Source organism: Legionella jamestowniensis (assembly GCF_001467745.1).
In the GTDB taxonomy this organism is placed as follows: domain Bacteria; phylum Pseudomonadota; class Gammaproteobacteria; order Legionellales; family Legionellaceae; genus Tatlockia; species Tatlockia jamestowniensis.
Genome location: NZ_LNYG01000013.1, coordinates 1,726,408 through 1,747,880, shown reverse-complemented (window position 1 = coordinate 1,747,880; position 21,473 = coordinate 1,726,408). Strand labels below are relative to the sequence as shown.

Genomic DNA, 21,473 nt, shown 5'->3' with positions numbered 1-21,473 from the left:
TGGGGCGTTGCGAACAACGTGAAGTAATCAAGAATAGATCTCTATAAAATCGCATTGGATTGCTTCGCTGGCGCTCGCAAAGACGCTATTGCAAGTTTTTGAGTAATTATCAATACACGCAATTAGATTAGATTACGATGTCTTGCGATGCTTCATAATGGCTGCAAAAAATTCTGGCTTATTAAGGCCAATCGAAGCAAATATTTGTGGAACGCGATCCCAACTATTTTCTTGTTCTATGCTCTCTACAACTAATTCAAAGCCTTTCTCTTTATCAGCGCTAACACCCCAGCCATTAATATAGCAAAGACCATGAAGACGTTTGGCCAGGACATGCCCAAGTTTTTCGGCAGATTGCAAATAGACCAGTGCCTCTTCATAAAGTTGTTTCATTTGGCGCTCATTACTTGGGTTTGCAAAAAGTCCTTCCAATTGTAACCGCTCTCTAAATTTAGCTTCATCAAGCTGTGTTTTGGCAATTTCATACTGGGCATTTGCATCATCAAGATTTCCTGCCCCACGTAGGCAAGCAATGACCATATCAGCCGCATACGGATATTTTTTGTGACCTATTAAATTTTTATAGATTGTTGCTAGTTCATGGTAATAACCAATTTCTTTAGCTAATATTTCATCGGGTGGTTGGTTGTGTATGCGGTTTTGCTGCATTGCCTTTAGTTTTTTTGTCAATCTTCTGATTTTATAGCGTTTGAAAAACATATTAACTCCTTTTATTCAATAGGTGCAGGAACAGCAAGGAACCATTGAACCATTGAAACAATGATTAAAACTAAAATAATTGCGCCAAGTACCTTAATAATTGCAAGCAGAGTTTCTCGTAAATCTCTTCTAATCTCCCCTTGCATTTCGCCTTCAACTTTCTCAGGTAAGATATTATAAATGCGATTATCAATATAATTTGATGCTAAATAAGAAAGATAACCGCATACAAAGGCAGGCGCTAAAAGCATTATTAAAATGGACCAAGTAGCACCGAGATGGGTAAAATTGTATTCTTCTTTTAACCATTCTCGCCAGATTGAAATAAATTCAGGCACATCATAAATCCAGTCCCAAAATAAAAAAGGTATAATATAAATGCTAAACACAAATAAAACGATACTCATTACCAAGGCAATAATACCAATGATAAAAAGGGCGCTATTCTGTTGAAAACGACTACGTTCCATAGCGTTTATCCTGCATTTTTATAAGAAATAGACATAGCATATTTATATTATATTTTCCTAAGCTGCTTTAAATAGCGTGATCAAATTAACAATCCTATTTTGCTAGTAGGGTCCTACGCTTTAATCATAGCGTATTCTATCGCCTATAAAGCAACATAACAGAAGAGGTTACAATTTCCAAGTTATTGTGGATAAGCCCTATTTCTTTTTCTGGAAGCACGATAACGAATCTATTAGAATCTTTTATATGAGAGCTCTATAGAGAATTTTTATGAAGCAGCACGTCTTTATGTTGTCCGATGGTACAGGTATTACTGCTGAAAATTTGGGTAATAGCTTAATCACCCAATTTGAAAATATTGAATTTGAAAAACTAACCCTTCCCTATATTGACTCTGTTAAGAAAGCAGAAGCAGCAGTGCAACGGATTAACAACTGTTATGAAGAGACTGGTATTAAACCACTTGTTTTTATAACTTTGGTGAATTCAGAGATTGCCAAGACAATTCAACAGGCAAACGCCAGTATTTTTGATTTGTTTAATACGTTTTTAGGCCCCCTTGAACAAGCACTCCAAACAAAATCATCCTATACTGTGGGTCGAACACATGGTGTAGCTAATTCACAATCTTACCGGCAACGCATTGAGGCTGTGGATTATGCGTTAGCTCATGACGATGGGATTAAAATCCGTGATTATGACAAAGCGGACATTGTTTTAATTGGCGTTTCGCGCTGTGGTAAAACACCAAGCTGCATTTACATGGCTTTACATTTTGGGGTATTAGCTGCTAATTATCCATTCACTGAAGAAGATTTAACTTTTTTTCACTTACCCGATTCATTAAGGCCTTATAAACACAAACTTTTTGGGTTAACAATAGATGCTGAGCGGCTACAACATATTCGTACAGAGAGGCGCCCGAATAGCAAATATGCCTCTGCAGAACAATGTCGACTTGAAGTCAGTGAAGTGGAAGCGATGTACAAACGGGAAAAAATTCCTTATTTGAACTCAACCCGCTATTCTATTGAAGAAATCGCTACCAAAGTGTTGGCAGCAGCCGCGCTCAAACGAAAATTTTAATGAAGTGCAGACCAAGTCTGCACCATTTCTATCATTCCTGCCACATTGCCATGAAGTCAACTACGGACATCGTCGCTAAGGTGCTGGTATCATTCATTGCCCGAACAATAGCGTCTACTTTTGCAGGGGTAAAGCGAGTAGCTAAATTATGTTTAAATTTTGCAAGTAGAACAGGAATGCCTTCTTCACGGCGCCGTTTATGTCCAATAGGATATTCAACGGTTACTAGTCTTGACTCTGTTCCATCCTTGAATAGTAATTTAATGCTATTAGCAATAGAGCGTTTTTCTGGGTCATGGTAGTCTTTAGAAAATTGTTTATTTTCAGTCACAATCATTTTTGCTCGTAATTGATCAATCCGTGGATCAGCTGCTGACATAGCTTCATAATGCTCAGCACGTAAATCGCCATGTAACAAAGCGACTGCTACCATGTATTGTAGACAATGATCTCTGTCAGCAGGATTATGCAAGGTCCCCTGCTTGCTGATAATACGGATAGCGGACTCGTGTGTAACCAGCTCAATCGTTGCGATGTCATCAAAGCGTTCTTTGACCATAGGATGTAATGCCACAGCACATTCTACTGCAGTTTGGGCATGAAATTCAGCAGGGTAAGATAATTTGAATAAAATATTTTCCATGACATAACTGCCATAGGGACGCTGAAATTTAAAAGCGTTTCCGCCAAAAAGAACATCATAAAAGCCCCATTTGGGTGCACTTAATGCACTTGGATATCCCATTTCACCGGCCACAGCAATTAATGCCAAACGCACAGCCCGTGCCGTTGCATCACCCGCAGCCCAGGATTTACGAGAACCGGCATTCGGAGCATGTCGATAGGTTCTAAGACTTTGACCGTCAACAAACACCTGCGATAAGGTACGCAACATCATGTCCCTGTCTGCCCCAAATAATTGGGCAGCAACAGCAGCGCTGGCAATCTTTACCAAAAAGACATGATCCAGACCAACGCGATTGAAGCTATTTTCGAGAGCCAAACAACCTTGAATTTCATGGGCTTTAATCATTGCAGTTAACACATCATGCATGGTCAATGCTGCCTTCCCATTTTTAAGGTTTTGGCGGCTAATGTAATCAGCTACAGCTAAAATGGCGCCTAAATTATCTGAGGGATGTCCCCACTCTGCTGCCAGCCAGGTATCATTAAAGTCCAGCCATCTTATCATAGTGCCAATATTAAATGCTGCTTGAACAGGATCTAGTTCATAAGAGGTGCCTGGGACACGTGCACCTCCTGAGAGTACTGCTCCAGGCACTACAGGACCCAATAGCTTTGTACATTCTGGAAAATTTAAAGCCAGCATGCCACAGCCAAGTGTGTCCATTAAGCACAGACGTGCCGTTTCATACGCATCAACACTTTCAATTGACGTATTTAACACATAATCAGCAATATCAATCATTACTGAATCATAATCAGGTTTAACATTATCTTCTACGTAGGAATGCATACTAACCTCTTGCCTCAATAGCAGTAAACTTTCTGGGTTCAGGGCCTGTGTATTCTGAAGTAGGTCTAATAAGTCGATTATCAGCACGCTGTTCAAAGATGTGCGCTGCCCATCCTGTAGTACGCGACATCACAAAAATGGGTGTAAACAACGATGTCGGAATACCGCAAAAATGATAGGCAGATGCACTATAGAAGTCCAGATTAGGGAATAACTTCTTTTCGCGACGCATCACAGCCTCTATCCTCTCGGATACATTGTATAAAAGCATATTATTTTTTGTTTCAGCCAATTTGAGGGACCAAGCCTTAATGACGTCTGAACGTGGATCAGAATCTTTATAAACTCGATGCCCAAACCCCATGATTTTTGCTTTTTGTGCAAGCATCGTCATCAATTCATTTTCAGCCTCGTCAGGACTTTTGAATCTTGCGATTAATTCCATTGCTGCTTCATTGGCGCCACCATGTAAAGGTCCGCGTAAAGTACCGATCGCGGTTGTAATGGCGGAATAAAAATCAGATAGAGTGGCAGCCGTCACTCTAGCAGCGAAAGTCGATGCATTGAACTCGTGCTCTGCATAAAGAATTAGTGAGACATTCATCATATCAGATTCAAGCTTGGTGGGTTTACGGTTATGTAATAGGGCTAGAAAATGACCGCCGATTGTTTGCTCATCGCTCTCACCTGAAATCTCTTTACCTTGGAAATGATAAGCGTACCAATAACACATCATTCCAGGAAATAAAGCTAATAAGCGATCAGCGATGTCATATTGCTGCGAGAAATCATTCTCAGGTTCCAATGTTCCAAGCATGGAACAACCTGTCCTTAATACATCCATAGGGTGTGTGTTTTTGGGAGTTAATTTTAATACCGTTTTTAAAGCTTCTGGAATATGGCGTAACCCAGTTAATTTTCTTGTATAATCATTAAGCTCAGACCGCGTGGGTAACTCCCCGTAGTGGAGCAAATAAGCGACTTCCTCAAATGTTGCATGCTCTGCCAAATCATAAATGGAATAGCCACGATAATTTAAACCCTTACCTTCCTGCCCTACCGTCGCTATTGCTGATTGCCCGGCAACAACCCCAGCCAATCCTGCTCCTGATTTATTGACCATCCTCACCCTCCATTAATTGGTCTAATTTTTTTTCATACTCATGGTAGCCAAGAACTTGATATAAATCGCTACGCGTTTGCATACTCTCAAGTAAGTCCCGTTGTGTTCCTTGTTGTTTTATTGTTTGATAAACAGTAAGCGCAGCTTTAGACATGGCTCTAAACGCGCTTAGAGGGTATAAAATTAATTGAACCCCCGCTTCTTTTAATTCTTCTTTTGTAAAGAGAGGCGTTTTGCCGAATTCAGTAATGTTAGCTAATACGGGGACTTTAAAATGTCTACAAAATTCCTTGTACTCAGTAATGGTGGTCATTGCCTCTGGGAATAGCATATCAGCACCCAATTCAACACATAATTGAGCTCTTTCAATTGCAGCCTCCATTCCTTCAACGGCATAAGCGTCAGTGCGCGCCATAATAACAAAATTGTCATCCGTACGTGCATCCACAGCCGTCTTGATTCTATCACCCATCTCTTGCATCGACACAATAGCCTTATTAGGTCGATGTCCACATCGTTTGGCCAGCACCTGATCTTCTATATGAATTGCCGCGACTCCTGTTTTTTCCATAAGCTTTAGCGTTCTGGCAATATTGAATGCATGTCCCCAACCTGTATCAACATCCACTAAAAGTGGCAAGGAGGAAGCTTCTGTTATACGACGAGCATCTTCTAAGACTTCGGCAAGCCCTGTCATTCCTAAATCAGGAAGGCCATAAGAAGCATTGGCAACCCCCGCACCTGACAAGTAAATTGCTTCACATCCTGCATATTCGGCGAGCATAGCCGTATAAGCATTAATAGTACCTACCACTTGTAAAGGTGAATGATTTTGTACCAGGGTGCGGAAGTGTTTTCCCATGGAAGTAGACATCAATACTCACTCCTTGACATTGTGAACCGCTTTTTTATCATGCTCCTACACCAATGGCAAGCTAGTGTAATAAAAAGTTTTTGATAATAAAAAAAATTTCCTATCTCTACGCACTGCGGCTTGTCCGTAAGATCCATAAAACTCCAGTTTCTGGCTTCGAATTCTGGGTACCGCGAACCGAGTCACGGTAGGTAGAAAAGGCTAAATAAGCCCCCGGCGCGCAGACATTTAGGAATATTGAGAATTAAGAGTGAAATGACAACCGAAGCCTACGCCGTGGGTCATCAAGACTATAAACCGTTGTCAACGAACCTCGTGCAGAACTCATTTAGCCTATTTTAATTGGGGCTAATTGAATTACTTCGCAGAAATTTCTTTCCACCAATTTGTTTGAGTTTCTGTAGCCCAATGACCGTCACGCATACGGCTAACGAAATCGTGTGTTTTTTCTGGAGAAGAAGATTCTTTATTTAACTTGATGCACCAGTCCCAATCACCTGTTGTAGACCACATTTTTTCTACACCATCCCATTTGGCCATAGAGCTCAATTCAGACCAGGACTTATTGGTTTTCATAAAAATTACACTGTTCCAGGTATTCATTTTTTTACCATCCTTAGTTAAATGAAATTAATAATCAAAGCCATAACAGCATAAAACAATTACATCCCACTTACTATAATTTGCCCGGAAATATTCTTAATTCGGGTCGACAAATGTATTGATTTACGAGTAAATTATATTTTTAACCAACTAGTTGTTAGCGTAATGAGGTTTTTGCTTTTTATTTTATTTTTCTTGGAATCCTTATTCTCGCAAACAGCTGGGGCTGTCATCATTAACGAAAAAGTATGGTCAACGCTAGGATTTAATACTCAAATTGGAAACTATGTTTTTCAAATTGAACCACAATTGCGTGTCCGGAATAGGCCTTACTTATTTGATCAATTGCTCACTAATTTTAGTGGTGGCTATCAAGTCTCGCCCAGATGGACACTGTCACTAGGGGGGACAACTGTAACTACAAAAACTAATCAAGGTTCCAATCTCCAAGAATCCAGAGTATGGGAGCAAATTTTATTGACGCCCGAGCAAGCCCCCTGGTTAACGCTACGTTCACGTCTTGAACAAAGAACGCGTGAAGATTCGAATCAATGGAGTTATCGTCTGCGTGAGAGGTTAATACTAAAAAAAACACTCACCGATAGCTTAAGTCTGGTTTGGTTTGACGAGTTTTTTATAAATGTAACTCAAGCCGATTGGGTCAACACAAAAACAATCGACCAAAATCGGATGTTAATCAGTCTTGATCAGCAAGCATCAAAATCGCTTACGCTGGGTGCCGGATACCTTTATCAGTATGTATTTTCCAACCCAAGGCAAGCAAGCCATGTCATTTCTTTATATGCTCAAATTACACTACCGAATGAACCATAGTACTAATCAAATGACCAGATATCCTTTTGAATACCATTTGCAATGTCCTGAAAGATAAACGCGCTCTTCCGATACTTCACACAAAACTTCCCCTCTTCGAAAAGAGCCTTGTATGGCTTTCAACGTATCTTTATTAAGTCGGTTAGCCCAAAAAGGCGCTAAAACACAGTGAGCCGAGCCAGTCACGGGATCTTCAGGGATATTATGCTTCGGATAAAAACATCGGGAATAAAAATCGGCTTCGCTGCTTGCAGCGGTCAAGATAAGTCCTCTTTTAGGAAGTTTTGCCAAGGCTTTGATATCTACTTGTGCCTGCAACACGATTCCTTCACTAGGCATTAAAGCCATGTAATCGAGTTCACTCTCATAAATCTCAAGGCAAGATTGATCAACCAAAGATATAATTGCTTCCGGAGACTTAAGCAATTGATAAGTGAGACGAGGGAAATCGAGCGTATAACGATTGCCTTTTTGCCGAACAGCCAATGGCCCACTCAGACTGGAAAAATTGACATTATCTCCGCGGCATTTTTCAAGCTCATGCAAAACAAACCCTGCTGCTAAAGTGGCATGTCCACAGAGATTAATTTCGCCACGCGGGGTAAACCACCGAATATGAAAACCTTTTTGATCTTCAATAACAAATGCAGTTTCAGAGAGATTATTTTCAACAGCAATGGCCTGCATAAGTTCATCATTTAACCATTCGTTTAATAAACAAACAGCTGCCGGATTACCGTGAAAAATTTTATCAGTAAAGGCATCTATTTGAAAAATTTCGATACTGTCCACGGTTTCCTCATTAAGTCGCTAATGGTTCGCGAAGAGTAACGATCTCGGGAAGGATAAGCAAGAGTTAATGATGATAATATTCGTCAGATTTACCTCGGAATATGTAATAAGCGTAACCCGTATACGTGATTAAGACCGGCAGAAGAATAATCACACCGATTAAAATAAAAATTAACGTCGAGTTTGGTGCTGCTGCTTCCCAAATAGTGACCTGATGAGGAATAAGATAAGGATAGACACTTATAGCTATGCCAATATAAGAACAAAGAAAGATAATAATGCTTCCTACAAAAGGCTTTATTTCATGCAATAAAGGCAAATCTTTTCCATGAATAGCTGACAAATTTTTCCAGGTGAAATAAATTACGATTAAAGTGATTAAAGGCAATGGACTTAGTAAAATCACATTAGGAAAACTGTACCAACGCTGAAAAATTTCGCTCTCATGAAGTGGCGTCCATATACTAATCATCAACAAAAAGAAACTAACTATGATTAATAGCCCTTTGGCATAATGAATCATTTTTCGTTGCAAGCGCCCTTCACTTTTAAAAATCATCCAGGTAGCACCCAATAAACCATAACCGCTAACCAGGGCAACACCGGTCAGTAAACTGAATGGAGTTAGCCAGTCTGTGTCATTGATTGTCATAGCTGATTCATCAATCGGGAATCCCTGCACGAAACAGCCAAGCACAACACCCTGAAAAAAGGCCGCGGCAAAGGAACTTATAGAAAATAGCCAATTCCATATAGCCTTGGTTTTATTCGCTTTAAACCGAAACTCAAAACTTACCCCACGAAAGATTAATGAAATAAGCATTAACATTAAAGGCATGTACAGAATTGGCAGCAGTAACCCATAAACTTGTGGAAAAGCACCGTAAAGCATGGCACCACCAAAAACAAGCCAGGTTTCATTTCCGTCCCAAACCGGCGCAATAGAATTCATCATTCGGTCGCGCTCGATTTCATTGCCGGAGAAAGGAAATAAAATACCAATTCCTAAATCAAATCCATCAAGAATAACGTACATGATTACAATGAATGCTAAAAGTACCGCAAAGACAAAAGGCAGCATTATTCCTTCTCCCTGGGCAAGTCTTTCATGTATTGGAAGGCATTATGTTGATGCTCAACTTTATCTTTTTCAACGGGCCCTGTACGTATCAATTTTAAAAGATAATACAGATAAAATCCGAAGATAATGCCATAGGCAATAATGAGCAAAATAAACGATAAAATGACTTCTTCCATTCCTATTGCTGAAACCGCATCACGGGTTTTCATCAAATTGTAAACAACCCATGGTTGTCGTCCAAGTTCGGCAGTTAACCATCCTGCTATGGTGGCTAAAAAACCGAGTGGAGATATAATGATACACCAACGGTGGAACCAAGTTGACGAATAAACAGTCCCCTTTATCCTAAGAAAAAAACCAACAAACGCCGTAAGCAACATTATCAAGCCAATTCCCACCATTATCCTAAATGAAAAGAATACAGGGGCAACCCGCGGCTGATCACTTGGAGGCACTGATTTTAATCCCAACATTTCTCCATCCCAGCTATGCGTATTGAGAAGACTTGCAAGTTTGGGAATGGCAATTACATAATTATTTTGCTGCAATGTTTGGGATGGCAAGGCAAATATCAAAAAAGGAGCTCCTCTTTGAGTTTCCCAAACCCCCTCCATAGCCGCAGTTTTTAAAGGTTGTTGTTGATGGACACGTAAACCGACAACATCCCCCATATAAATTTGCAAAGGTACCACAATTAATGCTGACCATAAGGCAAAAGACAAACACGTTTTGGCGATACGTAAGGATGTATTCTTCAATAAGTAGTAACTCGAAACCGCCATCACAACAAAAGAGGTTGTGACATAAGAAGCCAGGATCATATGGATAAAACGGGGAACAAAAGAAGGGTTAAAAACAACTTCCCACCAGTTATCAACAATATATTTTGCATTAACAATTTGATAGCCATTGGGTGTTTGCATCCAGGAGTTAGCTGATAAAATCCAGAAAGCAGAGATGGTTGTACCTATTGTAACGAGTAATGTCGCGGTAAAATGTAATACCGGTGGGACACGCTTCCAACCAAAGAGCATGATCCCTAGAAAACCCGCCTCTAAAAAGAAAGCAGTCAATGTTTCATAGGCAAATAAGGCACCAAGTACATTGCCAAATTGAACAATAAATGGTCCAAAATTCGTACCTATCTGATAGGCAAGGACAATGCCTGAGACAACCCCCATTCCAAATGTAAGTGCAAAAATTTTAGTCCAGAATTTACATATGACTAAATAAGTTTCATCCTTTGTTTTTAGCCATAATATTTCCATCAAAACCAAAAAAAGTGCCAATCCAAGATTCAGCGTTGGGAATAAAATATGAAAACCAATACTAAAGCCAAATTGTGCGCGTGATAATAGTTCTACTATCATGACAACCTCTAGGCAAATATTGCGTTTAATAATTTAATAACAATCAAGGATATAGACAGATAAGGTCAACTACAAGTTTATTTCAAAAATAGATTGCAAAAAATGAAAGCCCTATAAGGAATCCCTTGATTCTATATAGGGAAAATCAGCTTAATTAACAGAGATAGGTTTAAAACCAGATCCTAACGTCATCGGTTTGGATAAACACTCATTAGCGAGTAATGTTTTTGCTAACAATGTCAAGGCATCTTCAAATTTATTATCAACATGTTGCAATGCTCTTTGGCTAGTCAGGCTATCTTGAAAAAATTGCATTTCTCTCAATGAATTTAAAACCTCTTGAGCCAAGAACGCTTGTTTAATAGGTTCTAACTCATTAATAGTTTTCATAATAATTGAGCAATGCTTAATCATTGGATCAAGATTATTTTTTTTATCTTGGCTAGGCACAGTCATCCTTGTATTGGCGGTTTTATACCAAAGGGAAGCTCGGTGGCTTAGATTAATTTTTTCTATAGCACTCATAGGTTCTCCTTAACAGTTATAACTCATTCTTTTATTAAAAGTAGTTTAGATTCGACACAAAAAGTATAGGTTATGATTTTTTGTTCTTGGGTATAAAGCATATTTCATGCACGATTTCAGAAGAGTCTTTATTTCTTTCGAATGATAGCCTTTCGCAAGAAACGTGCTGGCGATAATGCTTGAATCAGTGTTCTCGGCAAGAAAAAAGCCTCTTGATTGATTGAAGCAGCCAACCATTCGGCAGCAAGTGGGATCGTGGTTAAACCTCTAGAGCCAAAACCCGCACAAAGGTATAACCCGGGATAATAAGAGCCCGCGATGGGTAGCCATCGTTTAGCATTTGTTTTTAAAGTTGCAAATTGTTGGTTAAATTCCAGCGCATTGGGTACAAGACCTACTGCAGGTAAATAGTCGGTCATAGCTCCCCTAATCCCACACCAACTATTTTTTGTTTGTTTAGGCCAGTTTAGATGAGGAGCAATCTTTTGCAAGCGTAACAAATTGGCCAAATCATCCATTGCATCATAGTGATCATGGGCTACACCAAGATGATAAGTTGCTCCCACCGCGTGCATGCCATTTCTTGCCGGCAAAATATGTCCATCACCACAAACAGGTATTTTTAAGCACTGGCTATGTTGGTTACTTTCTATGTCACTCATTTGCCCGCGAATTGCCTTTAGTGGCAAAAAATTAGTTTCTGGAAACTGGGCCGCTTGATAGCCATTGGCAATCACTAAGACCTCAGCGGAATAACTATCCGCGTGCCACCTGTTTCCCTCTAGATTTAATCTATCTATTACGGTATTGGGAATAAATTGAATTCCTGGCTGATTTATTAACAGTTGACATAAAGCCCTGGAATCTATCCATCCAGATAGAGGAATAAATAATCCATTTGTATCTAGACTAATTCCGGCAAGATTTGAGGCTTGTTTAGAATCAACCAATGACCCCAATTCTGGGTAAATGGACAGCCATGAGTCCAAGCTCGCTTGTGCTAAACGTTCTTTGTCATTAAAAGCCAGTTGTAATATTCCACACAATTCCCCTATAGGATGTTCCCCTAGTAATTTCTTATATTCCCGAGTAGCAAATAAAAAGGCCATTAACATAAAAAGTGTAAGAGGAGATTGATAGGAGGATAATTTGGGATAAATGACAGCGTTTTGATTTCCAGAAGCACCCCGACCAACCTCATTCTGACCATCGATTAATATCACATCCCATTGACGCTTGCTTAACGCGTAGGCCATGTAACAACCTGCAAGTCCGGCTCCGATAACGATCGCTTTTTTTCTGATTATTCTTTGAGGAATAGCCGCATGCCATGGCGTTACTCGGAATGGACCCATAACATGATCAGGCTGATGGATATACTCTGCAGTAATCATATCCCGCTTTCGTCCAAAACCCTTTAACTTTTGGACATTAAAACCCACCTGTTGTAATTTCTTTTTAACCTCCCCTGCGGCAGAAAAAGTGGCCAAAGTTGTTCCTAACCTGGACAGTAAGCCAATGCAACGAAATAAATCCTCGCTCCACATCGCAGCATTTTTAGCAGGGGCAAATCCATCTAAAAACCAGGCATCAATGTATTGCGTTCTTAATTGACTCTCTAAAGGCTCAACCCCACAAATGAGAAGTTCATTGAAACAGGATGTGGCTTCTCCAAGCATCAATGTTAAATTGATACGTCCATTGTTAAAACTTAAATGATGAAAGCCAGGGGTTAATACAGGGTATTCGGCAAGCAATGCCTGGGCTTCATTTTTTAATTGAGGCCATAAATCCAGACAACGTCCCAAATCCTCTTTTGTTAAAGGAAATTTTTCACAGCTGATAAAATATAAACGTGCAGATGCAGGAGCATGTTGCATCCATAAAGACCAGGTTAAAAGAAAGTTTAACCCACTACCAAAGCCGGTTTCAGCAATCACAAATCTATCATCTGGCAAAACCTGCCAACGCTCGAGCAAGCGGTTTCCTTTAATAAAAACATGTTCAGTTTCTTGTAAACCGCCTTCCGTCGAAAAATAAATATCGTCAAACTCAACAGAAACAGGCAAGCCGTTACACCACGATAGCTTTGCTGTTTCAATAGGAATAAAAGGACTACTCACATCATACTCTTACGCTGTTGCTGAAACCACTTCATTGTTTAAAGGATTTTTCTTGTCAGTAATCCATTGGCGTAATTTTGGTACCAATAAGAAAAGCAATAAAGAGGCTGCAAGAGCAAATAAACCCAAGTTTAAAAAAACATCACTATAGCCGCTATTCGTTGCCAAAGGCAAGCTGGTTTCCTGGCCTGACGTCATCCAATTTGAACTATAGCTTGATAAGGTCGCACCTACCCCTGTTGCCAACATCCACATACCCATCATAACACCTTGCAGGCTATTGGGTACTAAAGCACCTACCATCGCATAGCCAATTGGTGAGATAAGTAACTCCCCTACGCTTTGCAATGTATAACTTAATATAATCCAGCCGGGAGAAACCATACCGGACGTGCTTGCCCTGGCAATTCCAACAGGCAAAAACACAAAAGCCAAGCCAATTAACAATAGCGCGAAAGCAAATTGAGTGGGTATATTCACTTGGATCCCATGCGAACGCATACGGTTTAGAACATAACTTAACAGAGGCCCACCCAAAATGATGCAAATGGTGTTAACGTTTTGAAACCATTGTGGGGCGATAATCATGTTACCCCAATGGCGTTCTACATTGTTTTCAATAAAATGAGTTAAACCCATCGGTCCTGTCTGATAAAGCACCCAAAATACAGTGCTTACAATCATCAAAACAGCAAAAGCTAGTAGTTTCTCACGTACGTCTCGAGATTGTTGTTGTATTGCAAGTCCAATAGTTGTCACTAACATCAAAGCACCAATCACTAAAATCAGTTTATTGGCCCAATCCGCATAATGGATTAATCGACTCAACAAAAATGGCAGAGTAAGGACAAGAACAGTGCCAGCGAGAATACCCCGTTTTTTCTCCTCTGAAGAAAGACGACTATAGACTGTTTCTTTATCATCCAGAATATGCCAAAAATATAAACAGACAAAAAGAGCAATCAGGTTTCCCAAACTGCTAAGTAAAAACAGTCGCTGATAATTATGGGATAACTGAAAGTATCCGCTTAAGGTAAACCCCACTAAAAACCCAATATTCATCCCTGCATAATTCCATAAAAATGCCATCTCACGACGATGATCCTTCGGATTAAAACGTTGCGTTAACATGCAGTTAATACAGGTGACATTAAGGCCACTGCCTGTTAAAAAAAATCCCAGAGCGCAATAGAGATAAACTTCACTCTCCAATGCTAGTAAAATACAACCAATAATCTGCGCTATCATTCCAAAACAAAATAGCGATCGATTTGATAGAAATCTTCCACCGCAATAACCACCCAGCAGATGTAAAGCAAAATTAGCGGCAACAAAAATTCCAGTAATACTGTTAGCAGAAACAGTAGATATCCCTAATTTTTTTGTCATGTACAAAACTAACGTTGAATAAAGCACACTAAAGCTTAAAGTTGAAAAAATCTGAATGAAAAAGAGTGCAATAGTAGCCTGCGGCAAACCACTCCAAACTGCATTTTTGCTATCAACTGTAGACATTAGATGTCATCCTTTGTTAGCGAAGATTCTTTGACTATGACATGCTATTTTTTACCTGTCTATGCTCATTTTGGAGAAATTCTTAGAATAAATAATCTTCTTACAAAAACCTTCATTTTCTTTACACTACATGCATTTTCTTTACATTTTCTTGGTCCCTTTTTTAAACAGTTATTGACTTTTTTTTTTACAAAGCGAAAATGTTCAAATTTTAGATTCCTGAACAAATAATTAATTACGAACTAAAATTGATAAATTCAACCTTATAACTGCTGGGATGACAGCATGTAAAACAGGGGTTAATGATGCACAAAAAAATATACTTGACAGGGATTGAAAAAAGACCAGGAAAATCGTTTATTTCTTTGGGATTTCTGTCTTTTCTCAAGGAGCAACAAACATCACTTCGATGCTTTAAGCTTTTTTCCGAATCTGATGCATCACAAATCCCTTTGCTTGAGGCAATCACTAATGAATCTTTAAGGCCTCTAATGAATGTTAACCAGGCGATCGCAATGATGCGTACACAACCTGCCGATTTGGTTTCAGCTGTACTTGAGTCAACTCAAACAACAACTACCAGCACACTTACTTATTTTGAAGGAACAGATTTTGAAAGTGATAACGATGTTTTCGAATATCAATTTAATTTAATGTTGGCTTATCAATTAAATTGTGACGTGGTACTCGTAGTTTCTGCCAAAGACAGAACCTTGGAGCATACTCTCTCTTTATTGAAAAACGCACTTGAGATAAGCAGAAAAAATCATGCGCGTGTTGTAGGGGTAATTATTAATCGTGTTGCCAGTCTACAAGAAACAGAGGCACTGGAATTATTTCATAAGCAGTTGCCACATCTTGCTTTTGTAGCTGTTATGCCTGAATTTGAACCCCTGGCTAATCCTTCAGTGCGAGACGTGGCAACCAAATTGCGTGCAGAGATTATTTGTGGTGAAAAAGAATTACACCGACCGGTTAGGCAATTCACTATTGCTGCCAAAACAATTAGCAATTTTTTGGAATCGCGCCTCGATAGAAACGGGATGCTCATTATAACGCCGGACGATCGCATTGATATTCTTTTAGGTTCCCTTCTTGCTGATCAGTCTGCTTATTATCCCAAAATCGCAGGCATTATTTTAACAGGCGGTGAAATGCCAGGTCCTATTATTCGGGAAATCCTTGCCGGTCTTGAACATCCCTTCCCTGTCCTTTTAACACGCCTTAAAACCTATGAAACAGCAACCGTTTTATTTTCGGCCAAATTTAGCCTCACCACGGCAAACCCTACAAAGGTCACCAAAGCAATTGATGCAATGCGCCCTTATCTGGCCAAATCGGTGCTGAAATTATTAAGCGATAAACCGCAACAACCCCGATTAAGCCCAGCCGTTTTTCTTTATGAAATCAGTAATAAGGCCAAAAAACCACGGCAGCATATTATTCTTCCCGAGGGTGATGATGCACGCATACTAACTGCTGCTGATTATCTACTAAAACGCAATATCGTCCAGATTACATTGCTAGGCCAACCTGAAAAAATCCACCTTTTGGCCAAGCGCCTCGATCTTGAATTACCTAATGTGAATATTATTGATATTGAAAAATCCAAACACAGGGAACTGTATGCAAAAAAATATTTCGAATTAAGACAACATAAAAATGTTAATTTCCCTATTGCTCTTGAGCGCATGTCTGACATTAACTATTTTGCGGCCATGATGGTTTACTGTGGCGATGCCGATGGTATGGTTTCCGGCGCAGCACACACAACCGCCGATACCGTACGGCCAGCCCTGGAAATTATTAAAACCAAGCCAGGAGTTAACAAGGTTTCCTCTATTTTTATTATGTGCTTACCCTCTCGTGTATTAATTTATGGTGATTGTGCAATTAATCCCGAACCAGATAGTCAAACGCTGGCAGAAATTGCAACGCAAGCTGCTCAGATTGCTAAAAAGTTAGGAATTGATGCTAAAGTGGCTTTGCTCTCTTATTCCTCAGGGGATTCTGGTAAGGGTGAAAGTGTTGAAAAAGTGGCTAAAGCCATAGAAATCGTTAGACAATTGCAACCTGATTTACTGGTTGAAGGCCCTATACAATATGATGCAGCGGTGGATCCTGAGGTAGCAGCTAAAAAACTACCCCATTCCAAGTTACAGGGAGATGCCAATGTACTCATTTTTCCTGATCTTAACACGGGTAATAACACCTACAAGGCTGTGCAACGAGAAAGTGGGGCTTTAGCGATTGGACCTGTTTTATTAGGTTTGAATAAGCCAGTTAATGATTTGAGTAGAGGCTGCACACCACAAGATATTATTAATACAATTCTTGTTACAGCGATCCAGGCACAAGGGGATTAAGAATGCATGTTTTAACGATTAATGCCGGTAGTTCTTCTATTAAATATAAAGCCTTAAAGGTTGATAATCAGCAAATATCCCCTCTAGTATTTGGGTTAATTGAGGGAATTGGTGAAGCTAAAGGCCAATGGCACCACACCAACAATATGGGAATTAAAGAATCCCAGCACCAGGTATTTAAGAATCATGAAGATGCTTTTAATACTTTGGCTGCCAAACTCAAGAAAGATTTGGGTAAATATCCCATTCAAGGTGTCGGCCATCGTGTGGTACATGGAGGGAATGATTATTACTTACCTACGATTGTAACCCCTGATGTATTGGAAAAAATAACCCGTTTGTCTCAGTTGGCACCTATTCACAATCCGGTTAATGCCCTTGGTATTCAGTTTGCGCAACAACATTACCAGCATGCTTTGCATGTTGCTGTGTTTGACAGCGGATTCCATCATAGTATTCCTCCGCATATTAACCAATATGCGATTAATAGTGAGGTTAGTATCAAATACCAAATAAAGCGCTATGGGTTTCACGGTATTAACCATGAGTACGTTGCCCGAGCTGCAGCAGCCTATTTAGGAAAACCTTTGGAAAAATGTAATTTTATCACCCTTCACTTAGGGAATGGGGCAAGTGCTTGCCTGATAAAACAAGGCAAATCCTTTGATACTACCATGGGCATGACCCCTCTTGCCGGCCTTATTATGGGGACTCGCTGTGGTGATATTGACCCGGCTATCCCCTTATATTTACAACATCAGGGCATGACAGCGGAAGAAGTTGACACGCTGTTAAATAAACAAAGCGGGCTTAAAGGAATTGCTCAGGAAAATGACATGCGCCACCTCATCGAGCGTGCGTTGGGGGGTGACCAATCTGCAAATCTTGCGATTGACATGTATGTTTATTCATTGCAAAAAATAATAGGAGCCTATAGTACCCAGCTTGCTAACCTTGATGCCCTTATTTTTACAGGTGGTATCGGTGAAAATGCGTCTTTAATTCGTGAAAAAGTGCTCTTACCTCTAAAGCACATGAACTTTGAAATAAATCTTGTCGCCAATAAGAATAAAATAGAGGCAAATTGCCAGGATATTTCTCTTCAGGGCAAGCCAATCTTGGTTATCCGTGGTGATGAAGAAGCATTAATTGCTCAGGAAGTAGAAAAAATGGTTCTTAATCTACTCTAACTTAATTAATGGTTTCCATTTTATTTTTAATCGTATGGAACGGTTGATGGGTGATAATACCATAATGGTTGGTTATAAATTCCTCTTTTATGGCCAAAACCTGTTCAACTTTAAGGCGAGCACCGTATTGCCCTACTACTTCTGACGCAGCCCTATTGGCTAGCACAGTAGCCAATTGTGGTGCATAACCGTGGGTGATGGCATATAAATAAGCCCCGGCAAACATATCCCCTGCACCGACAGTATCTACTGCGTTCATAGGCATGGTAGGAACAGAAAGAATTTCGCCATCCACAGCTACGATAGCACCCAATTTGCCACAAGTAACAATTAAATGATTGGTTAATGGTTGTAACAAAGCGATAGCTGCTTCCAAATTGTGAGTTTCTGTGAATAAAAGGGCTTCTTCCTCATTACAAAATAAAAGATCAATGCGGCCATCGATTACCCTTAACAATTCATTTTTAAAATAGCGAACTATATTGGGATCTGACAAGGTCAGTGCTACCTTTGTTCCTGACTGTTTTGCATGTCGTTTTGCCATTAACAGCGCTTGGCGCGCAGAGGGCGAAGTTACCAAATAGCCTTCAAGATAAAGGTATTTAGCCGCTGCTATTGCCTCGAAGTTAAGGACTTCCGGACATAAGGTTTCAGAAACTCCTAAATGGGTGTTCATCGTTCGTTGCGCATCGTCAGTAACTAAAACAAGACATTGTCCAGTAACTCCTTGCGGCAAATTATGAATGTTTAAATTGCAATCAATGCCAAGGACAGTTAACTCCTTTATAAATAAGTGGCCCGCCTCATCATCTGCCACCTTACAGCTATAAAATCCTTGACCACCAAATTGACTCAAGGCAATCATGCTATTGGCCGCGGAACCACCACAGCCACTGTGGCAAAAAGTATCTTTCAGGGCTCCTAATAAATGCTGATGGGTGGCCGTATCCGTTAATGTCATGACCCCTTTTTCGATATTTAAAGCATTTAACAAGGCTTCATCAACTTTTGCATCCCTATCAAGTAATGCATTACCGATTCCGTAGACATGATATTTTTTCATTAGACACGAACCTTTGTGATAGTGGTCAAGACTGCTTCTGCCGCTTCAATTGTTAAACGAATTTCTTCTTGCTGGTGAGCACTGGAAACAAAACCTGCTTCATACATCGAAGGGGCAAAATAAACTCCCTTTTCCAGCATACCATGAAAAAACTGCTTAAATAACTGTTCATCTGAAGAAGCTACATCATTATAATCAGCTACTTGCTTCTTGGCATTAAAGCAAAATCCAAACATTCCCCCGATGGAGTCATAGCAAAAAGGAATTTGAAAAGATTCAACAACCTCTGCCAGTCCTTTTACCAAAGCATTCGTAAACTTACCAAGATTGTCATAAAAACCTGGCTTTTCTATTTCAGTTAATGTTGCCAAGCCAGCGGCCATAGCAAGGGGGTTACCTGATAATGTCCCTGCCTGGTATACATTACCCTCTGGTGCCAAATAATTCATGATTTCGGCTTTTCCACCCACAGCCCCTACAGGCATACCTCCACCGATAACTTTACCGAGTGTTGTAATATCAGGGGTTATATTAAATAACGCTTGGGCACCACCTAGGGCCACACGAAATCCTGTCATTACTTCATCAAAAATTAATAAGGCATCATGCGCGGTGCATAAATCACGTAAACCTTCCAAAAATCCGGGTTGAGGCGGTACAAACCCCATATTACCTGCGACAGGTTCTAAAATAATTGCAGCGATATCATCAGAATATTGAGTAAATAAGGTCGCTGTTTGTTCCAGATTGTTAAAATCAGCAATTAAGGTGTGTTCAGTAATACTGGCAGGAATGCCCGGTGTTGAAGGAATTCCCAACGTTAATAATCCCGATCCCGCCTTGACCAATAAACTATCATTATGACCGTGATAGCAGCCATTGAATTTTATTATTTTATTTTTCCCAGTAAAACCCCGCGCCAGCCGTATGGCTGTCATTGTTGCTTCAGTCCCTGAATTAACCATACGCACTTTTTCAATAGCAGGCATAAGTTGTGTTATTTTTTGCGCCAGTCTTACTTCGAGTTCAGTGGGTGCACCAAAACTCATCCCACTCTGTAAGACCTCACTTACAGCCTGGACAACATTGGGGTGGCAATGACCAAGAATTAAAGGCCCCCAAGAACCAACATAATCAATATAATGTTTATTATCGGCATCAACTAAATAAGCCCCCTTTCCTTGTTTAAAAAAAAGAGGATTACCACCCACGCCTTTAAATGCACGTACCGGGGAATTGACCCCGCCTGGGATTACCGTTTGTGCCTGAGTAAATAATTCTTGAGAATACGTCATGACTACTCCATCGTCTGAAAATGTTAATATTCTACCGTTTTTTAGCAGTACTGACAAAAATTATGGCAAAGCGACTTTACATTAAGGGAAGCAATCGCTAAATTAGCCCATTTAGTTATTTGAGTAAACAGCATGCAAGAGTATAAACGTTACATTTGCGTCATCTGTGGCTTTATTTATGATGAAGCGGAAGGATGGCCTGAAGATGGTATAGAACCTGGAACTCGCTGGGAAGATGTACCAGAAAACTGGTTCTGTCCTGACTGTGGTGCCGGAAAAGAGGATTTTGAAATGGTTGAAATGGAGTAGATCAATTAACCCAAGTCATTTTTATGTACAACCGTCATTCTGAGCGCACAAACGTCATTCTGAACGCAGTGAAGAATCCCCAGATTTTTACACTGCGCTTTACCCTCAGGGATCCTTATGCAGCTGCTCTGCTTTCAGGATAACGCAAAAAAAACGTCTGAACGTAGTGAAGAAATCTCCAAATGTTACACAGGGTACCCTCGGGAGATCACCGCTTAAAAGACTATTGGATTAAAAAGGTTTAAGTACCACCAATAAAACGATTGCCATGAGGAATAATGTAGGTAACTCATTAAATACTCTATAAAATTTTGATGAGTTTGTATTTTTTTCTCTTGCAAACAGCCTCCTGAAGTGACCACAAGTCAAATGATAAACCCATAATAAGGCAACCAAACCCAGTTTGGCATGCATCCAACCTGCTTTTAAATAATAGGAAGGGTTAAAGAGAATTAACGTTAAACCCAGGATGGTAGTAATAATCGCAGCCGGCCAGGTAATCCCGTAATATAATCGCCTTTCCATTACTTTAAAACGTTCAATACTGATAGTATCAGTCGCCTGGGCATGATAAACAAAAAGACGCGGAAGATAAAACAGACCCGCGAACCAGGCCACCATGGCAATGATATGAAAAGCTTTTATGGTTAACATCA

The 21,473-nt window shown here is 40.0% G+C and carries 20 protein-coding genes; 5 read left to right on the top strand and 15 right to left on the bottom strand.

Annotated features, from left to right (window positions below; translation table 11 throughout):
- Positions 1 to 132 precede the first annotated feature (132 nt).
- On the bottom strand, positions 133 to 720 hold the full coding sequence (locus Ljam_RS12100; RefSeq protein ID WP_058450267.1) for an SEL1-like repeat protein: 588 nt from the start codon (positions 718 to 720) through the stop codon (positions 133 to 135).
- Positions 721 to 731: 11 nt separating this feature from the next.
- Positions 732 to 1,190 carry a hypothetical protein gene (locus Ljam_RS12095; protein ID WP_058450266.1) on the bottom strand — a complete coding sequence of 153 codons (459 nt, stop codon included), beginning with the start codon at positions 1,188 to 1,190 and terminating at the stop codon, positions 732 to 734.
- Positions 1,191 to 1,461: 271 nt separating this feature from the next.
- On the opposite strand from Ljam_RS12095, the gene ppsR reads away from it, so the two are divergent.
- Positions 1,462 to 2,277 carry a posphoenolpyruvate synthetase regulatory kinase/phosphorylase PpsR gene (gene ppsR / locus Ljam_RS12090; protein WP_058450265.1) on the top strand — a complete coding sequence of 272 codons (816 nt, stop codon included), beginning with the start codon at positions 1,462 to 1,464 and terminating at the stop codon, positions 2,275 to 2,277.
- A 31-nt stretch (positions 2,278 to 2,308) separates the two neighbouring features.
- On the opposite strand, the gene Ljam_RS12085 is transcribed toward ppsR, so the two are convergent.
- From Ljam_RS12085 to Ljam_RS12070, 4 genes are all read right to left on the bottom strand, one after another.
- Positions 2,309 to 3,754 (bottom strand): bifunctional 2-methylcitrate dehydratase/aconitate hydratase, encoded by a 1,446-nt coding sequence (locus tag Ljam_RS12085; protein WP_058450264.1) that lies wholly within the window; start codon positions 3,752 to 3,754, stop codon positions 2,309 to 2,311.
- Position 3,755: 1 nt separating this feature from the next.
- Positions 3,756 to 4,877, bottom strand: coding sequence for a bifunctional 2-methylcitrate synthase/citrate synthase (gene prpC / locus Ljam_RS12080; RefSeq protein ID WP_058450263.1), 1,122 nt, complete (start codon positions 4,875 to 4,877; stop codon positions 3,756 to 3,758).
- Complete coding sequence (prpB, locus tag Ljam_RS12075) at positions 4,867 to 5,751, bottom strand: methylisocitrate lyase (protein WP_058450262.1); 885 nt, start codon at positions 5,749 to 5,751, stop codon at positions 4,867 to 4,869. The genes prpC and prpB overlap by 11 nt, the downstream gene beginning before the upstream one ends.
- Before the next feature lie 357 nt (positions 5,752 to 6,108).
- The gene (locus tag Ljam_RS12070; RefSeq protein WP_058450261.1) at positions 6,109 to 6,354 is read right to left on the bottom strand and encodes a hypothetical protein; all 246 of its coding nucleotides are present in this window, start codon (positions 6,352 to 6,354) and stop codon (positions 6,109 to 6,111) included.
- Positions 6,355 to 6,519: 165 nt separating this feature from the next.
- On the opposite strand from Ljam_RS12070, the gene Ljam_RS12065 reads away from it, so the two are divergent.
- On the top strand, positions 6,520 to 7,188 hold the full coding sequence (locus Ljam_RS12065; protein ID WP_082651623.1) for a DUF2490 domain-containing protein: 669 nt from the start codon (positions 6,520 to 6,522) through the stop codon (positions 7,186 to 7,188).
- Between the two features lie 6 nt (positions 7,189 to 7,194).
- Here the strand turns inward: Ljam_RS12065 and Ljam_RS12060 are convergent, their stop codons facing one another.
- The 6 genes from Ljam_RS12060 to Ljam_RS12035 form a co-directional block, all read right to left on the bottom strand.
- Positions 7,195 to 7,980 (bottom strand): PhzF family phenazine biosynthesis protein, encoded by a 786-nt coding sequence (locus Ljam_RS12060; protein WP_058450259.1) that lies wholly within the window; start codon positions 7,978 to 7,980, stop codon positions 7,195 to 7,197.
- A 64-nt stretch (positions 7,981 to 8,044) separates the two neighbouring features.
- Entirely contained in the window at positions 8,045 to 9,061 is a 1,017-nt protein-coding gene (gene cydB, locus Ljam_RS12055; protein WP_058450258.1) for a cytochrome d ubiquinol oxidase subunit II, read from the bottom strand.
- Positions 9,061 to 10,431 (bottom strand): cytochrome ubiquinol oxidase subunit I, encoded by a 1,371-nt coding sequence (locus Ljam_RS12050; RefSeq protein WP_058450257.1) that lies wholly within the window; start codon positions 10,429 to 10,431, stop codon positions 9,061 to 9,063. Before Ljam_RS12050 ends, cydB begins: the two co-directional genes overlap by 1 nt.
- A 150-nt stretch (positions 10,432 to 10,581) precedes the next feature.
- Positions 10,582 to 10,956, bottom strand: coding sequence for a hypothetical protein (locus Ljam_RS12045; protein ID WP_058450256.1), 375 nt, complete (start codon positions 10,954 to 10,956; stop codon positions 10,582 to 10,584).
- A gap of 128 nt (positions 10,957 to 11,084) precedes the next feature.
- Positions 11,085 to 13,079: a bifunctional tRNA (5-methylaminomethyl-2-thiouridine)(34)-methyltransferase MnmC2/FAD-dependent 5-carboxymethylaminomethyl-2-thiouridine(34) oxidoreductase MnmC1 gene (gene mnmC, locus Ljam_RS12040; RefSeq protein ID WP_058450255.1), complete on the bottom strand. Its 1,995-nt coding sequence runs from the start codon at positions 13,077 to 13,079 to the stop codon at positions 11,085 to 11,087.
- A gap of 9 nt (positions 13,080 to 13,088) precedes the next feature.
- Positions 13,089 to 14,594, bottom strand: coding sequence for a peptide MFS transporter (locus tag Ljam_RS12035; RefSeq protein ID WP_058450254.1), 1,506 nt, complete (start codon positions 14,592 to 14,594; stop codon positions 13,089 to 13,091).
- A gap of 302 nt (positions 14,595 to 14,896) precedes the next feature.
- Between Ljam_RS12035 and pta the strand changes: the two genes are divergently transcribed.
- Together pta and Ljam_RS12025 are read left to right on the top strand one after the other, a co-directional pair.
- Positions 14,897 to 16,960, top strand: coding sequence for a phosphate acetyltransferase (gene pta, locus Ljam_RS12030; protein WP_082651622.1), 2,064 nt, complete (start codon positions 14,897 to 14,899; stop codon positions 16,958 to 16,960).
- Between the two features lie 2 nt (positions 16,961 to 16,962).
- Positions 16,963 to 18,150, top strand: a complete 1,188-nt coding sequence (locus Ljam_RS12025) for an acetate/propionate family kinase (protein WP_058450252.1) — start codon at positions 16,963 to 16,965, stop codon at positions 18,148 to 18,150.
- Position 18,151: 1 nt separating this feature from the next.
- Here the strand turns inward: Ljam_RS12025 and Ljam_RS12020 are convergent, their stop codons facing one another.
- Both Ljam_RS12020 and hemL read right to left on the bottom strand, forming a co-directional pair.
- Complete coding sequence (locus Ljam_RS12020; RefSeq protein ID WP_065235545.1) at positions 18,152 to 19,213, bottom strand: adenosine kinase; 1,062 nt, start codon at positions 19,211 to 19,213, stop codon at positions 18,152 to 18,154.
- Positions 19,213 to 20,508, bottom strand: coding sequence for a glutamate-1-semialdehyde 2,1-aminomutase (gene hemL / locus Ljam_RS12015; protein ID WP_058450251.1), 1,296 nt, complete (start codon positions 20,506 to 20,508; stop codon positions 19,213 to 19,215). Before hemL ends, Ljam_RS12020 begins: the two co-directional genes overlap by 1 nt.
- 132 nt (positions 20,509 to 20,640) lie before the next feature.
- On the opposite strand from hemL, the gene Ljam_RS12010 reads away from it, so the two are divergent.
- Positions 20,641 to 20,817, top strand: coding sequence for a rubredoxin (locus Ljam_RS12010; RefSeq protein ID WP_058450250.1), 177 nt, complete (start codon positions 20,641 to 20,643; stop codon positions 20,815 to 20,817).
- Between the two features lie 231 nt (positions 20,818 to 21,048).
- Here the strand turns inward: Ljam_RS12010 and hemJ are convergent, their stop codons facing one another.
- Positions 21,049 to 21,471: a protoporphyrinogen oxidase HemJ gene (gene hemJ / locus Ljam_RS12005; RefSeq protein ID WP_058450249.1), complete on the bottom strand. Its 423-nt coding sequence runs from the start codon at positions 21,469 to 21,471 to the stop codon at positions 21,049 to 21,051.
- Positions 21,472 to 21,473 lie beyond the last annotated feature (2 nt).

What these genes read in the sequence shown, in the direction of transcription:
- ppsR (WP_058450265.1), top strand. Translation starts at nt 1,462, where the DNA reads ATGAAGCAGCACGTCTTTATGTTGTCCGATGGTACAGGTATTACTGCT.
- Ljam_RS12100 (WP_058450267.1), bottom strand. Translation starts at nt 720, where the DNA reads ATGTTTTTCAAACGCTATAAAATCAGAAGATTGACAAAAAAACTAAAG.
- hemL (WP_058450251.1), bottom strand. Translation starts at nt 20,508, where the DNA reads ATGACGTATTCTCAAGAATTATTTACTCAGGCACAAACGGTAATCCCA.
- cydB (WP_058450258.1), bottom strand. Translation starts at nt 9,061, where the DNA reads ATGCTGCCTTTTGTCTTTGCGGTACTTTTAGCATTCATTGTAATCATG.
- prpC (WP_058450263.1), bottom strand. Translation starts at nt 4,877, where the DNA reads ATGGTCAATAAATCAGGAGCAGGATTGGCTGGGGTTGTTGCCGGGCAA.
- Ljam_RS12010 (WP_058450250.1), top strand. Translation starts at nt 20,641, where the DNA reads ATGCAAGAGTATAAACGTTACATTTGCGTCATCTGTGGCTTTATTTAT.
- Ljam_RS12050 (WP_058450257.1), bottom strand. Translation starts at nt 10,431, where the DNA reads ATGATAGTAGAACTATTATCACGCGCACAATTTGGCTTTAGTATTGGT.
- Ljam_RS12020 (WP_065235545.1), bottom strand. Translation starts at nt 19,213, where the DNA reads ATGAAAAAATATCATGTCTACGGAATCGGTAATGCATTACTTGATAGG.
- Ljam_RS12065 (WP_082651623.1), top strand. Translation starts at nt 6,520, where the DNA reads ATGAGGTTTTTGCTTTTTATTTTATTTTTCTTGGAATCCTTATTCTCG.
- Ljam_RS12085 (WP_058450264.1), bottom strand. Translation starts at nt 3,754, where the DNA reads ATGCATTCCTACGTAGAAGATAATGTTAAACCTGATTATGATTCAGTA.
- Ljam_RS12095 (WP_058450266.1), bottom strand. Translation starts at nt 1,190, where the DNA reads ATGGAACGTAGTCGTTTTCAACAGAATAGCGCCCTTTTTATCATTGGT.
- Ljam_RS12025 (WP_058450252.1), top strand. Translation starts at nt 16,963, where the DNA reads ATGCATGTTTTAACGATTAATGCCGGTAGTTCTTCTATTAAATATAAA.
- prpB (WP_058450262.1), bottom strand. Translation starts at nt 5,751, where the DNA reads ATGTCTACTTCCATGGGAAAACACTTCCGCACCCTGGTACAAAATCAT.
- Ljam_RS12070 (WP_058450261.1), bottom strand. Translation starts at nt 6,354, where the DNA reads ATGAATACCTGGAACAGTGTAATTTTTATGAAAACCAATAAGTCCTGG.
- Ljam_RS12045 (WP_058450256.1), bottom strand. Translation starts at nt 10,956, where the DNA reads ATGAGTGCTATAGAAAAAATTAATCTAAGCCACCGAGCTTCCCTTTGG.
- Ljam_RS12035 (WP_058450254.1), bottom strand. Translation starts at nt 14,594, where the DNA reads ATGTCTACAGTTGATAGCAAAAATGCAGTTTGGAGTGGTTTGCCGCAG.
- hemJ (WP_058450249.1), bottom strand. Translation starts at nt 21,471, where the DNA reads ATGTTAACCATAAAAGCTTTTCATATCATTGCCATGGTGGCCTGGTTC.
- pta (WP_082651622.1), top strand. Translation starts at nt 14,897, where the DNA reads ATGATGCACAAAAAAATATACTTGACAGGGATTGAAAAAAGACCAGGA.